At 41.8% G+C, this 14,527-nt stretch carries 14 protein-coding genes; 9 read left to right on the top strand and 5 right to left on the bottom strand.

Features of this window, described 5'->3' with window-relative positions; all coding sequences use genetic code 11:
* Positions 1-40 precede the first annotated feature (40 nt).
* Positions 41-868, top strand: a complete 828-nt coding sequence (locus HF078_RS03410) for a glycosyltransferase family 2 protein (protein ID WP_240951663.1) — start codon at positions 41-43, stop codon at positions 866-868.
* A gap of 34 nt (positions 869-902) precedes the next feature.
* On the opposite strand, the gene HF078_RS03405 is transcribed toward HF078_RS03410, so the two are convergent.
* The 5 genes from HF078_RS03405 to rluF all read right to left on the bottom strand — a co-directional run bounded on the left by HF078_RS03405 (position 903) and on the right by rluF (position 5,720).
* Positions 903-1,976 carry an ABC transporter substrate-binding protein gene (locus HF078_RS03405; protein ID WP_169289838.1) on the bottom strand — a complete coding sequence of 358 codons (1,074 nt, stop codon included), beginning with the start codon at positions 1,974-1,976 and terminating at the stop codon, positions 903-905.
* Positions 1,973-2,779 carry an ABC transporter permease gene (locus HF078_RS03400; protein ID WP_169289837.1) on the bottom strand — a complete coding sequence of 269 codons (807 nt, stop codon included), beginning with the start codon at positions 2,777-2,779 and terminating at the stop codon, positions 1,973-1,975. The genes HF078_RS03405 and HF078_RS03400 overlap by 4 nt, the downstream gene beginning before the upstream one ends.
* Position 2,780: 1 nt before the next feature.
* The gene (locus tag HF078_RS03395) at positions 2,781-3,584 is read right to left on the bottom strand and encodes an ABC transporter permease (RefSeq protein ID WP_169289836.1); all 804 of its coding nucleotides are present in this window, start codon (positions 3,582-3,584) and stop codon (positions 2,781-2,783) included.
* Positions 3,574-4,686, bottom strand: coding sequence for an ABC transporter ATP-binding protein (locus HF078_RS03390; RefSeq protein ID WP_169289835.1), 1,113 nt, complete (start codon positions 4,684-4,686; stop codon positions 3,574-3,576). Before HF078_RS03390 ends, HF078_RS03395 begins: the two co-directional genes overlap by 11 nt.
* A gap of 326 nt (positions 4,687-5,012) precedes the next feature.
* Positions 5,013-5,720 carry a 23S rRNA pseudouridine(2604) synthase RluF gene (rluF, locus tag HF078_RS03385; protein ID WP_169289834.1) on the bottom strand — a complete coding sequence of 236 codons (708 nt, stop codon included), beginning with the start codon at positions 5,718-5,720 and terminating at the stop codon, positions 5,013-5,015.
* A 406-nt stretch (positions 5,721-6,126) separates the two neighbouring features.
* Between rluF and HF078_RS03380 the strand changes: the two genes are divergently transcribed.
* The 8 genes from HF078_RS03380 to HF078_RS03345 all read left to right on the top strand — a co-directional run bounded on the left by HF078_RS03380 (position 6,127) and on the right by HF078_RS03345 (position 14,527).
* A complete protein-coding gene (locus HF078_RS03380) occupies positions 6,127-7,233 on the top strand; it encodes a BMP family lipoprotein (RefSeq protein WP_169289833.1) in 1,107 nt (368 codons plus the stop codon).
* Between the two features lie 570 nt (positions 7,234-7,803).
* On the top strand, positions 7,804-9,327 hold the full coding sequence (locus tag HF078_RS03375; RefSeq protein WP_169289832.1) for an ABC transporter ATP-binding protein: 1,524 nt from the start codon (positions 7,804-7,806) through the stop codon (positions 9,325-9,327).
* On the top strand, positions 9,324-10,409 hold the full coding sequence (locus HF078_RS03370; RefSeq protein ID WP_169289831.1) for an ABC transporter permease: 1,086 nt from the start codon (positions 9,324-9,326) through the stop codon (positions 10,407-10,409). The genes HF078_RS03375 and HF078_RS03370 overlap by 4 nt, the downstream gene beginning before the upstream one ends.
* A 3-nt stretch (positions 10,410-10,412) precedes the next feature.
* The gene (locus tag HF078_RS03365) at positions 10,413-11,363 is read left to right on the top strand and encodes an ABC transporter permease (protein ID WP_169289830.1); all 951 of its coding nucleotides are present in this window, start codon (positions 10,413-10,415) and stop codon (positions 11,361-11,363) included.
* A 283-nt stretch (positions 11,364-11,646) separates the two neighbouring features.
* On the top strand, positions 11,647-12,594 hold the full coding sequence (locus HF078_RS03360; RefSeq protein ID WP_169289829.1) for a sugar-binding transcriptional regulator: 948 nt from the start codon (positions 11,647-11,649) through the stop codon (positions 12,592-12,594).
* Between the two features lie 7 nt (positions 12,595-12,601).
* On the top strand, positions 12,602-13,291 hold the full coding sequence (locus HF078_RS03355) for a phosphate propanoyltransferase (RefSeq protein ID WP_205831511.1): 690 nt from the start codon (positions 12,602-12,604) through the stop codon (positions 13,289-13,291).
* Positions 13,269-13,988, top strand: coding sequence for a hypothetical protein (locus tag HF078_RS03350; RefSeq protein WP_169289828.1), 720 nt, complete (start codon positions 13,269-13,271; stop codon positions 13,986-13,988). Before HF078_RS03355 ends, HF078_RS03350 begins: the two co-directional genes overlap by 23 nt.
* 239 nt (positions 13,989-14,227) lie before the next feature.
* A complete protein-coding gene (locus HF078_RS03345) occupies positions 14,228-14,527 on the top strand; it encodes a EutN/CcmL family microcompartment protein (RefSeq protein WP_169289827.1) in 300 nt (99 codons plus the stop codon).

The raw sequence follows: 14,527 nt of genomic DNA, 5'->3' as shown, positions 1-14,527 counted from the left end.
AAAAGAACTAGTTTTTATATTATTTTCGGAGTTGAGATTTTTGTTGCCACTAGTATCAATCATCATCCCTACCTATAACCGATTAACAATGCTTTCCGAGTTGATGGAAGCTCTCGTTCTACAAACAAGAAAAGATTTTGAGGTTATCGTAGTCAATGACGGAGGGGAAAGAGTGGATAGTCTAAAAGAATACTATCCAGAATTAGATCTTACCATTATAGATTTGACGGAGAATGTAAAGCACGTGCAGGCTAGAAATATCGGGGTTTCGTTCGCAAAAGGGGAATTTATCATGCTCATTGATGATGACGATTTGATTGTCCCCACCCACCTGGAAACAATGTTAGAAAAAATTAAAGATGTTGATTTGGTCTATTCGGATGTGGAAATTGTGCAGTATGTCAAAAAGAATGGCATTCGGGAAGCCACAGGCAGGCACCTTTTCGCTTACGAGCTTGACTTACCTGCGATGCGGAAGTATTCTACATTTGTCCCGTCCGGCAGCCTTTATAGAAGCTATCTTCATGATCGAATCGGTAAGTTTGATCCACAAATGAAAAATTATTGGGACTGGGACTTTTTCTTGAGGGTAGCTGAAAAATTCAGCGTTGCAAGATCAGAGGTTGCAGGGGTACTTTATGATTTTTCTGCTGAAAACAGTAATCAGTCCAAAGATTTAACTAGTATGAGATTCTATTTAGACCGCCTGTCAGAAAAGCATAGTCTAGGGCATCTTCCGACGAAAAATTTCTGGCTCTTGCTAGAGGAACCCCAAGTGAAAAAGAGAGAATCTCCAAGCAAGATTATTTGGGACGGAATGCCGTTTATATCTAGGTTGCAACGATTAGGAAAGCTAGAAGAGGCATAAAAATAGGAAAGGAATGAATCCCTTTCCTACAAAATTATTTACCATGCATCTTAAACTCTAAAAACAGTTCATTATAATAGGCGAGATTTCTTTTCCCGAGGTTCTCATACACCTCAAGTTTCTCTGTAAGTTCTGGTGGCGGATAAAAACGTTCGTCACCTGTTAACTCTTCATCTAGAAGCGGCATGGCGGCCTTGTTTGGCGTAGAGTAGCTCACATACTCTGTGTTTTCTGCTGCTACTTCCGCATCTAACATAAAGTTGATAAACTGGTGTGCGCCTTCCACATTCTTTGCTGTTTTCGGAATGACCATGTTATCAAACCACAAGTTTGACCCTTCGACCGGAACCACATATTCAAGTTCTTCGTTTTCCCACATTATTTCAGCAGCAACTCCAGACCACACGAGTCCGATGGCGGCTTCTTCATTTTCAATCAACATTCGGTTCTCATCCCCGACGATAGCTTTGATGTTAGGAGTAAGCGTATCAAGCTTTCTTTTCGCCTCAAGCAGGTGCTCTTTATTTGTATCGTTTAAGGAATAGCCTAAACTGTTAAGGGCCATCCCCATCACTTCCCGGGCACCGTCTATCAGGAGGATTTCATTTTTCAAATCTTCATCCCAAAGATCATTCCAGCTTGTAATTTCTTTCCCATCTAGCATGGAGGGATTGTAAACAATACCGACCGTTCCCCAGAAATAAGGGACAGAGTATTTATTTTTTGGATCAAAAGGTAGATCCATGAATCGCTCATCAATGTTCCCTAAATTCGGAAGCTTAGTATGATCTAGCGGGATAAGCAAATTTTCTTGAATCATTTTATCAATCATATATTCCGATGGAACCGCGATATCATAAGTGGTTCCACCTTGTTCTATCTTTGTTTTCATCGCTTCGTTCGAGTCAAACGTTTCGTAAATAACTTTCACACCAGTTTCTTTTTCAAATTGCTCGACCACATCCATATTGATATAGTCGCCCCAGTTGTAAATCGTTAACGTGTTTCCACCTGAGTATCCTTGAGCAGAGTTCAATTCTGTGATGGCGTACCAAAGGACAGCTGATCCCAACACAATCGCAACCATGAACTGAATAAGTTTTTTCATCGTCTAACCCCCATTCCAGTAGGCTTATTGCGCACCGTGATGAAGTAGTAAACAATCACAAGAACAATGGTAAACAAGAATAACAAGGTGGAAAGTGCATTTATGTTCAGCGCTATTCCACGGCGAGCAAGGGAGTAAATTTCAACAGAAAGGGTGGTGAATCCATTCCCTGTTACAAAGAATGTCACAACGAAATCATCCAAAGAATAGGTCAGTGCCATAAAGAAACCAGCAAATATCCCTGGTGTGATATACGGCAGAACAACCTTTCTCATCACATCCCAGCGGCTTGCTCCCAAATCATGTGCTGCATCAATTAAGGTGGGGCTCATTTCCAAGAGCTTCGGCAAAACCATCAATACGACAATAGGTACGCAAAAGGCAATATGGGATAACAGTACAGAGTACATGCCAAGCTTGATGCCAGCCATGGTAAAAAGAATGAGGAAAGAAGCACCGATAATCACGTCAGGGCTGACAATTAATACATTATTTAAAGATAATAAAGTGCTTTTTATTTTCCTGTTTTTAAAAGAATAAATGGCGATAGCTCCCATCACACCGATAATGGTTGAAATTAGCGCGGAAAGTAAAGCAATCAATAGTGTATTTAATACGATAATCAGGAGTCGCGTATCAGCAAACAGCTCCTTATACCAATCCAATGTAAAGCTTTCAAAATCATACATCGTTCCTCCGCTGTTAAACGAGTAAAACACAAGGAAGAAAATAGGTAGATAAAGAATCGTGAAAATTAAGACGAGAAACAACGTCGATAACGGAGATGTTTTTCTATTACCCATGTTAGATTCCTCGCTTTCTGCTGCTCGTCAATTTCATGAAAAGGAACATGATGATAATTAAAAATACGGCAATGGTCGAACCCATTCCCCAGTCTTGCGTAACAAGGAAATGTTGTTCTATTGCTGTTCCTAGAGTGATAACCCTGTTACCGGCTATTAATCTTGTCAACATGAATAGAGATAACGCCGGTATGAAAACAATCTGACATCCGACTTTTACTCCGTCCAACGTAAGAGGTAGCGTGACCCTCCAAAACGTTGTAAATCGGGAGGCACCAAGGTCATTTGCAGCATCTATCAGTGTCGGATTCAGTTCATTTAATGCGTTAAAAATAGGTAAAATCATGAACGGGATAAATATATAAACGGAAACAAAAACAAAACTAAAGTCTGTGAATAATAGTTGCTGCGAACCAATTCCGATGACTTCCAAGAAACTGTTGGCCATTCCGTAAGTACCGAAGATGCCTAAGAACGCATAAGCTTTTAGAAGCAAATTGATCCAAGAAGGAACAATAAGCAACAATAGCCACAAATATTTGTGACGGGTTTTGGTTAACAATAACGCCGTCGGATAGGCAATCAAAAGTGTAATGGCGGTTATGAGAAATGCATACCAGAACGAACTTAGCGTCATTTTTAAATAGACGGGAGTAAAGAACTTTTGATAATTTTCCAGTGACAGATTTCCCTCAATATTGAAGAAAGAATAATAGAGAACAAGTAGTATCGGCGCTATGACAAATAACGCAATCCAAAGAACATAAGGGATAAAGTAAAGATTTTTTGTAAGTCTATTTTCCATGACTCTCTCCGCTCGAATGGGAATAGCCCTCTAGACGTCTGTCAAAATCCTCTTCGGATTCCCCAAGGCGCATAACATGAATAGCCTCAGGGTCAAAATACAGTCCAATTTGATCCCCGACAGAAGCTTTTTTAGTAGAATGAACAAGCCACTCGTTTCCTTCTTGGTCATAGCTGCTTATTTCATAATGAACGCCACGGAACAGTTGAGAGTCAACTCGTACCTGAAGTTTCCCTTCTGAGGGTGTGGTGATGGCTAAATCCTCAGGTCGGATAACAATGTCCACTAACTCGTCTTCTTTTAACCCTTTGTCCACACATTCAAATTGCTTACCGGCAAATTCTACAAGGAAGTCCTTGATCATTCGTCCTTCCACAATATTGGATTCGCCGATAAAGTCTGCCACAAATCGGTTGATCGGCTCATCATAAATATCAGTCGGCGTCCCACTTTGAATAATTTGCCCTTCATTAAGGACGAATATCTCATCTGACATCGCAAGGGCTTCTTCTTGATCATGCGTAACAAAAATGAATGTGATGCCAAGACGCTGTTGAAGTTCTCTTAATTCATACTGCATTTCTGTACGCAGTTTAAGGTCAAGTGCAGATAGTGGTTCATCTAGTAGAATTACTTCCGGCTCATTTACAATGGCACGCGCAATCGCTACACGCTGGCGCTGACCGCCGGACATTTCCCTGATTTCACGTGACTCAAAGCCTTCAAGGTTCACAAAGCTAAGCGCCTCGGTTACTTTCTTTTCAATATCGGCCTTTTTCATCTTCTTGATTTTCAAACCAAAAGCGACATTTTCAAAAACATTTAAGTGAGGGAAAAGAGCATAGTCTTGAAATACCGTGTTTACCTGGCGTTTGTTGGCAGGTACATTGTTAATTTTTTTCCCATTAAAATAAATGTCCCCCGCCGTTGCCTCCGTAAAGCCGGCAATCAGACGAAGGATAGTCGTCTTCCCGCAGCCAGAAGGGCCGAGCAGGGTATAAAACTTCCCGCGTTCTATTTCAAAACTAACATCGTTAAGCACAGCAGGATCATTGTCAAACTGCTTGCGTACATCTTTAAACTGAATAATTGCGTTAGTCATAGCAACCTCCCTAAATATAAGATTCTAATATATGATTTCTGTAAAGTTACATTTAGCTGGTGATTGGAGCGAAAGGCGAAGACTCCGGCGGGAGGTAGAGATAGGTGGGGACCCCCAAGCGTTGTGAGCAGGATCCAGCAGCCCCCCGGCGGAAAGGGAACCTGGCGCGGAAATCAACAGCGGTAATTAACAGAACCTAAAATATTGTATATCTCAAAGCATAATAATTCATGATTCGGGACAATTATACAGGAATTGCCTGAAAAAACAATATAAAAAATGCCCGTCCCGCAACCAATTTATGGTCGGCGAGACAAGCATCTTCTTTACCATTCCTTAGGCTCATAATTCAATTCGGCAAACAACTGGCGTTTTTCCTTTTTGCTAAGGTCGCGCCACTGTCCCATCGGCAGATTTCCAAGCTCAATATTCATGATTCGTGTGCGCTGCAGCCTTAAAACTTCATACCCAAGCTCAGCACACATGCGGCGGATCTGACGATTTAATCCTTGAGTCAAAATAATCTTAAAATCAAACTTTGATAACTGTTCGACTTCACATGGGAGTGTCTTTGTACCTAGTATCTTAACGCCTTCAGACATCTGCTTCACGAAATCCGGCGAAATGGGTTTATCGACAGAAACAATATACTCTTTTTCATGCTTGTTTTCTGGGCGCAATATTTCATTGATGATATCACCGTCGTTTGTTAGTAGAATCAAACCTTCCGATTCCTTATCAAGACGACCGATATGAGAAAGACGTAACGGATGGTTCACTAGGTCAATGATATTTCCCTTTACTTTCTTTTCGGTGGTGCTAGTAATGCCAATTGGCTTGTTCAATGCGATATAAACATTATCTCTAGCAATCCGGATAAGTTGTCCGTTGACCAATACCTCGTCTCCGGGGTTTACCTGACCACCAATCTTGGCTACCTTTCCGTTAATCTTCACTCTACCTTCTTCGATCAATTTATCTGCTCCGCGTCTCGAAGCAACACCAGAGTCACTAATAAATTTATTTATTCTCATTCTCGTACACGTCCTTATATGAAAAAATGAACTCACTCTTATATAGGAAGAAGTGAGGAATAATTCTATATATGTACCCTATCATACAATAAACAAAGGACTGCATACAAATAGAGGGAGGAACTAGTAGAAGCGTGGAAGTATTGAGTAATGCTTTAACGCTTTAACGGGGAGCGGGTCAGACCCCTTTTAAAACTCCTTTTATGTAATTTCTACCATTCAAAATACTAGAAACCTAGTATTTATCTGCAAATTTTCGACATTTTTCTCTTCTAGGTATTTTTATTCATGAAAATATGTTCATCTTTGAAAAACATATATTGAAATATTGGAAGTTTACGAATATAGTTATTATAGTAAGGGTTTTCACTTTACTATAAATTTATAATTTTGGGGGAATTACAAAATGAAAAAGGGTTTAATTGCAACGATCATCACTGTTCTAACAACGATGATCTTTCTAGTAGGTTGCGGTTCAGACAACAACGGTAGTTCTGACTCTGCTTCTGGCGATGGCAGCGGTTCTGACTTAATGGTTGGAATGGTAACGGATGCTGGAACGATTGATGACAAATCTTTTAATGAAGGAACTTGGACTGGGATCCTTCAAGCTAAAGAAGACTTCGGCATTACAGAGAAATACTTAAAGCCAGCTGGTACTACTGAAGCTGACTACATGCAAGAAATTACAAACTTATATGATGCAGACTTTAAATTTATTGTTACTCCTGGATTTAAATTTGAAACAGCGGTATTCCAAGCACAAAGCCAATATGAAGATGCAAAGTTCGTTTTAATCGATGGATCTCCACATAATGGTGACTTCAACCCTGTTGTAGGTGAAAACACAGTATCTATCTTCTTCGCTGAGCACGAAGCTGGATTCTTAGCTGGTGTTGCTACGGCTCTTGAATTAAAAGAAGGCGAAGCTGGTTTCATCGGTGGTATGGAAATTCCTCCAGTTCAAAAGTTTAACTGGGGCTTCCAACAAGGTATTGCGTATGCTAATGAAAACCTAGATACAAATGTAAGCATTAAAGAAGAAAACGTTGTGTACCAAGGTACATTTGATGATGTAGCTGCAGGTCAGCAAATTGCTGGAGCAATGTTTGACCGTGGCGTAAATGTAATCTTCGCAGCAGCGGGTGGAGTTGGCGTTGGGGCAATTAACGAAGCGAAAACTCGTGTAGCAGGCGGAGACGAAGTATGGATGGTAGGAGTAGACGTTGACCAATACGAAGAAGGTAAAATGGACAACGGTGAATCTGTAATCCTAACTTCTGCAATGAAGAAAATTGACACAGCTGCTGCTGATATGATTAAAGCTGAAATCGATGGAGAGTTCCCAGGTGGAGAAACACTTACATTCGATGCTAAAAACGATGGTGTAGGTCTTCCTGAAGAAAATCCAAACTTAAGTGATGAAACATCTATTAAAGTTGATGAGATCTTTGAACTAATCAAATCCGGTGAAGTAGAAGTATCTGCTGAGCAAGGCGGTTTGATCAAGTAATACGTGCAGTACCTGGCGTAATCATCTAAAGCAAATTCGTTTGCTAGATTCAGATTGATAAAGTAAAGGCGGGGTGACCCGCCTTTTTTAATGCAAATGTAAGAGGTTAGTTGTCTGTCCTCTTGGGATAAATAAACTGTTTTGGCAAAGTTTGTTGGAGTTTATAGAGTGTTGGATATTAGTGGATTGGAGTGGAAGCCACTTGACTCCTGCGGTAGATAGAGGGAAACGAGAGACCCCGGGCAAAGAAAGGCCACTGAAAAACTGATATAATATAGTATTTTGTATTTTCGAGCTGTGGATTGGAGCAATAGGCGTAGACTCCTGAGGGAGATAGCGCTAGGTGGAGACCCCGCAGGCTTGCCGAGGAGGCTCCAGCAGCGCCCCTAGGAAAGCGAAGCCAATTGCGGAAATCCACAGCGGCGTTTAAACAATACCTAGATTCAAAGACTTTTTCAGTGGCCTTGGCAAAGCCGAGGAAAGCAAGTGGCTGCAACGAAAAGAAACGGGACAGCTTATAAACGACAACCTTTGCGAAAAAACCAAAAACAAAAAAGGGAGAATCACTCTATGGACTATGTAGTGGAGATGCTCAATATCCGGAAAGAGTTTACTGGAATAGTTGCCAATGATGATATTACACTTCGTCTGAAGCAAGGGGAAATTCACGCCCTTCTTGGAGAAAACGGTGCCGGGAAATCAACACTGATGGCTATTTTGTTCGGTATGTACCAACCGGATAGAGGATCTATAAAAATAAATGGCAAGGAAACGAAAATTGCCAACCCAAATGTTGCGACAAAACTCGGTATCGGGATGGTCCACCAACACTTCAAGCTGGTCAGTAACTTTACGGTAACAGAAAACATCATGCTTGGTTCTGAATTGCATAAAATGTATGTGCTTGATAAGAAAACGGCCAGCAAAAGAATTGAAGAACTGTCTAAAAAATATGGCTTGAATGTGGATCCACATGCCAAAATCGAAGATATTTCTGTCGGCATGCAACAGCGTGTTGAAATTCTGAAGATGCTTTATCGTCAAGCGGACGTACTTATTTTGGACGAGCCTACCGCGGTCCTTACCCCTCAGGAAATTGAGGAACTGGGTAAAATTATGAAGAACCTTATCGCAGAAGGTAAATCCATCATTATTATCACGCACAAACTGAAAGAAATTAAAGCGATGGCAGACAGGTGTACGGTTATCAGAAGAGGAAAGACAATTGGCACGGTTAATGTGGCGGAAACGTCCAAAGAACAAATGGCAGAAATGATGGTCGGGCGAGAAGTCAACTTTAAGGTCGACAAGACAGAAGCGACTCCAAGCGACGTCGTATTGAAAATGGATAATGTTTCGGTTAAGAAGGGCAAGGATGTAGTTGCCCTTAAGAACATGTCTTTAGAGCTGAAAAAAGGCGAGATCCTTGGAATTGCAGGAGTAGACGGCAATGGTCAGGCAGAAATTGTGGAAAGTATTACTGGCTTAAAGCAAGCGGACTCCGGGACCATCCTTTTTGAAGGAAAAGACATTACTAAAATGCCGGTTCGTTCAAGAATCGCAAGCGGAATCGCTCATATTCCAGAAGACCGTCATAAGCATGGACTGGTTCTGGATTATACGATTGAGGAGAATATGGTGCTCGAGCTGTATCATAAAGAGCCATATTCTAAACGAGGCGTGCTTAATTTTGCTGCGATTAGAAAACATGCAGATAACATTATTAACAGCTTCGATGTTCGTTCAGGTGAGGGCGGGAAGTCCATTGCCAGATCCCTTTCAGGTGGTAACCAGCAAAAAGCGGTAATTGGACGTGAAATTGAACTAGACCCTACATTGTTAATTGCCGTTCAGCCGACGCGCGGACTGGATGTTGGTTCTATTGAATATATCCACAAAAGACTAGTGGAACAGCGTGATAAAGGGAAGGCTGTTTTACTTGTGTCCTTGGAATTAGATGAAGTATTAAATGTTTCAGATCGCATCGCCGTTGTCAACAATGGCCAACTAGTTGGAATCGTGAATGCAAAGGAAACAAACGAGAACGAACTTGGTCTGATGATGGCAGGCGTGATGAAGGGGGAAGAAGAATGAGAAATGGCATAATCTCGTTACTTGCTGTCCTTTTCGGTTTGATTGCAGGTGCGATATTGATGGCAGTCACAGGAAACAATCCTGTGGAAGGATACAAATATTTGTTTGAAGGCGGATTGAAAAACCTGTCCAGAATGGGAAATACGCTAGCAACAGCGACGCCACTTATTTTCACTGGTTTATCGGTTGCTTTTGCATTCCGTACAGGCTTGTTTAATATCGGAGCGGCAGGGCAAATGCTTTTTGGAGGTTTTTGTGCTGTTGCTGTCGGACTGACTTTTGATATGTCCAGACCGCTTTTATTAGTAACGATGGTCGTGGCCGGTTTTATCGGAGGGGCACTTTGGGCTTTTATTCCTGGACTATTAAAGGCAAAATTCAACGTACATGAAGTAGTTTCAACGATTATGATGAACTGGATTGCCTACTGGACAGTATATTATGCGGTTCCTACCTACTTTAAAGGCGAGTTTTTGGAAACAGAATCTAAAAAGCTACCAGAATCGGCATCTTTACGCACACCAATTTTAACAGAAATGTTTGATGGGTCTTATATTAACCTTGGTTTATTTATTGCAACAATCGCTGTAATCATTTTCTCCTTTATCATCAATAAAACCACACTTGGATATGAGCTGAAGGCAGTAGGATTTAACCGTGATTCAGCGGAATATGCAGGTATTGCTGTTAACAGAAGTATCGTTACTTCTATGGTTATTGCGGGTGGTTTGGCTGGTCTTGGTGGAGTGGCATTCTATGCTGGAAATGCGACAAGTATTCAAATTGGTATTTTACCTACCCAAGGGTTTGATGGAATTGCCGTCGCACTTCTTGGAGCAAACACGGGTATTGGAGTTTTACTAGCGGCTGTATTCTTCGGTCTTCTATATTCCGGTCGCGGATTTATGAATGCCATGACGGATATTCCACCAGAGATTGCAGATTCCATTATTGCTATCATCATCTATTTTGCCGCAACAAGCATTCTAATAGATCGCATGATTCGCTACTTTAGTAATAAAAAGAAAAATAGACAACCAGTAGCAACTCAAAACAACGTTCAGAAGAAGGAGGAGGTATAAGGTATGTGGACAGTGATTCAACAGATAGCACCGTACGCAATCATCTTCACTATCCCTCTTTTGATCACAGCGTTGGGAGCTTTATTTAGTGAGCGAAGTGGAGTTGTTAACATTGGTTTAGAAGGGTTAATGGTCATCGGGGCATTCACAGGAGCCCTTGTCATTTTGAACATGCAAGAAATGATGCCTGGCCAACAAAAGGCAATTTGGATCGGGCTAGCTCTTGCTACCTTGATGGGATTATTGTTTTCCCTTCTTCATGCTTTCGCAAGTATTAATCTTCATGCCAACCAGATCATCAGTGGTACAGCCATTAATATGATTGCTGCAGCCATCACCGTTTTCTTGGCTCGAAATATTACAGGTAGCGGAAACATTCAAATTAGCACATTAAAACCTTTTAATGTTCCATTTTTATCAGATATTCCTGTCATTGGTAGTTTGCTTTTCACAAGAACCTATGCAACGACTTGGCTCGTTCTTGCCATTTTGCTAATTAGTGCATTCATGCTGTACAAAACACCATTCGGACTTCGTCTTCGTTCTTGCGGTGAGCATCCACATGCAGCTGAAGCAGCAGGAATCAGCGTAAGTAAAATGCGTTATATAGGGGTAATGATTTCAGGAGCTTTCTCTGGTTTAGGAGGAGCGGTTTTCATCGTAACAACTGGTGGAGAATTCAACGGTACAGTTGCCGGTCTTGGATTCTTGGCACTGGCTTCCTTGATCTTCGGACAGTGGAAGCCACTTGGAATCCTGGCGGCAACTCTGTTCTTCGGTTTTGCCACTACGGTTGCAAACGTTTCACAGGTAATTCCTTCTTTGGCTGTTATTCCGCCAGTATTTTTGAAGGTATTCCCTTACGTTGTGACGTTAATTGCGTTAATCGTATTCTCTAAATCCTCTCAAGCTCCAAAAGCTGTAGGAGAACCATTTGATTCTGGAAAACGATAAGGTAAATAGTAATCTTAAGACGCGCTCTCTTTATGGGGGCGTGTTTTTTTTGTCATGAGCTAAATTAAACGCTTACATATCTGATTATTTCAAATAAAATATGTTGACAGAATTTTCTCTGGGTTTATAATTAAATTAACATATGTTCAAATATAAATTTACAAAAGTTCACCAATTTCCTAATTTGCTTAGATTAAGACTATCATTCTACAAACATCACCATGATTCTAAGCAATTTTGTACACCTATAATGAACATAATTTGAAAATCGGGTGAAGTGAGTATGCAAAATGAAAAGATAGCCCGTTTGGTAGAAGTGGCTAAAATGTATTATCTCTTTAATTATAGCCAGCAGGAGATTGCCAAGAAGCTGGGTGTTTCTCGCCCTACCGTATCTCGTCTTCTTGATCAGGCAAAACAAGATGGGGTTGTACATATCAAGATTTGTGATCCTACAGAAGATGTGAATGGGCTGGCTTCTCAACTCATGGAAAAATATAAGCTAAAAGATTGCGTGGTTGCATCCGTACCTGCTTATGAAGATAGTCATATCAAAGAGAAAATCGGGGAAGCTGCAGCTGAGTATTTATACAGCATCGTCAAAACTGGTGATACGATTGGTATCACTTGGGGCACAACGCTCTATCAGTTATCTCAGCAGCTTAAGCCTAAAAGTGTGCACGATGTAGAAATTGTGCAATTGAATGGCGGCGTCAGTTATTCGGAATTAAATACTCACGCCTCTGACATTATTAATGGACTTGCAACGGCGTTCCATACGACACCGCACTTTCTGCCTGTGCCGGCAGTAGTGGACCATCCTGTCGTGAAGCAGGCAATAGTCGCTGACCGCCACATTAATAAGGTTCTAGAGCTTGGGAAAAGGGCGAATATCGCTATATACACAGTAGGGGAAGCTGGGGAGCAATCCACTCTAATGAGAGCAGGTTACTTTTTAGACAGTGATGTGGAAACGTTAAAGAAAAACGAAACAGTGGCAGACATTTGCTCAAGGTTCATTGATATAAACGGACACATCAGCAATCAATCATTGAACGAACGAACTATTGGCATTGAGCTTTCTCAACTTGCTGAAAAAGAATATAGCATTCTTGTTGCAGGGGGAAACAAAAAGATGGAAGGCATATTGGGGGCACTCAACAGTAAATATGCCAATGTCCTCATAACTGATCAGTATACAGCCAAAGCTTTGTTGGAAATGGGGGAGTGAAAAAACCATGGATCGAGCAACGATAAAGGCGCTGGTGCAAGAGGTGGTTCAAAACACCATGCAAACAGTTAAGAAACAGGTCCCGATTGCTGTATCCAATCGGCATGTCCACTTGTCTCCTGAGCATGTGGAACGGCTATTCGGGCGAGGCTATGAACTACAAAAGTTAAAGGAGCTCTCGCAACCCAACCAGTTTGCTGCGAAAGAAACAGTAACACTCATTGGTCCAAAAGGGAGAATCCCAAACGTACGGGTATTAGGCCCGGCGCGGGGCAAAACCCAAGTGGAAATTTCACTCTTTGACGGGTTTACATTAGGGGTAACACCTCCCATTCGCCAGTCTGGAGAATTAGAAGGATCCGGGCCCATCACTCTCATGGGGCCAAGAGGACAATTGAAGATAGACGAAGGATTAATCTGTGCCTCACGTCATATTCATATGCATCCAGATGATGGGGAGAGGTTTGGTGTGAAAGACGGGGATATGGTGGACATTAAAGTGGAGGGTCCACGGGGCGTCACCTACACCAATGTTCTTATTAGAATCTCTCCAAAATACAGGCTGGAAATGCACATCGATCTCGATGAGGCAAATGCTGCCAATATAAAAAATGGTCAACTTGGCGAAATCACTGCCATAAAATGTTCTCCAGATAGAGAGGGAGGTTGTGGCTGTGGATGTACAGGAAAAAGTTAAGGAGCTTGTCAGGCAGGCGGTCAAAGCGTACATGTCTGACCAGGGTAAGGGGGATAAAAAGCCGACCATAACCGTCCTTTTAAATTATCACTCTAGTAATCCAGAACTGATTTTGAAAGCGGTTACGGAAATCAACCAATCTTTTGCAGTGAAATTAGTAGCATCAAAGGATTGGGAGGAACAACTTGATGGAGAGCAGGATGTTTTATCTTTGGATCAAGCAAATCACCGAGAATTAGAGCAGCTCTGGAATACAACAGACCTGCTTATCCTTCCGGTTGCCTCTTTCCAACTAGTATCAAAGCTTGCATTAATGATGGATGACGATTCAACGTCCCACACAGCAATCCAGTTTCAATTGTTAGGCAAACCGATTGTCATCGCCAACAACGAAGTCGAGCTTGGGGTATACCAACAGATTCTTGCACCACATTCCGTTCAGGAAAAATTGCAAGGATACCTACGCACCACCCAAAAAGACCAAGTGAAATGGGTACCTTTGAATCAGCTCTTACGTACAGCCAATGAACAGCTTCATCATTACAAGGAAAAGCAACCGCTTATCTTGGCGAAGCACATTGAACATGCAGCAAGAGAAAACGTTAAAACCATAACCGTTCCAAAAGAAAGCAAAATCACCCCAGTCGCCAAAGACATGGCAAGGGAGTTTAAGATTCAAATACAAAAAGAAACATAGTTAAGAAGAGATTAGTGGATTGGAGCGAAAGGTACTCGACTCCTCGAAAATGATACGCATTTTCTTCGTGCGATGTTTCGCTGCCGAAGCCTTCCTTGTCCTGCGGGGGAGTAGCGACAATGTTGAGACCCCTGAAGCGTTGTGAAGAGGCTCAAGGTCGCCCAGCGGAAAGCGAGTGCCTGCAGCGAAAAGGAACGGTCTACCTTAAAAACATCTCCTAGAAAGGAGGCAACGCACTCATGATCATAGCAAAAGTGACAGGCTCCATCGTCGCTACCACCAAAGCGGAAAAACTAAAAGGCAAAAAACTACTAATCGTCACACCACTAGACATGAAAAGCATCGAAGAAGACGGTAAACCCATTGTTGCCATTGATACCGTGGGATCTGGCGTGGGTGAAGTGGTACTGATCGTAAGCGGAAGCTCTGCGAGACAGACGGAAATTACAAACGGGGTACCGGTCGACGCCGCCATCGTTGGAATCGTGGATCAGATTGAGCTTAACGGATCCTTGACCTTTTCAAAAGGAGGTAATTAA

Origin of the sequence: Bacillus sp. RO2 (genome assembly GCF_012911845.1) — a bacterium.
In the GTDB taxonomy this organism is placed as follows: domain Bacteria; phylum Bacillota; class Bacilli; order Bacillales; family Bacillaceae_I; genus Sutcliffiella_A.
This window is presented reverse-complemented; position numbering and strand designations above follow the sequence as displayed.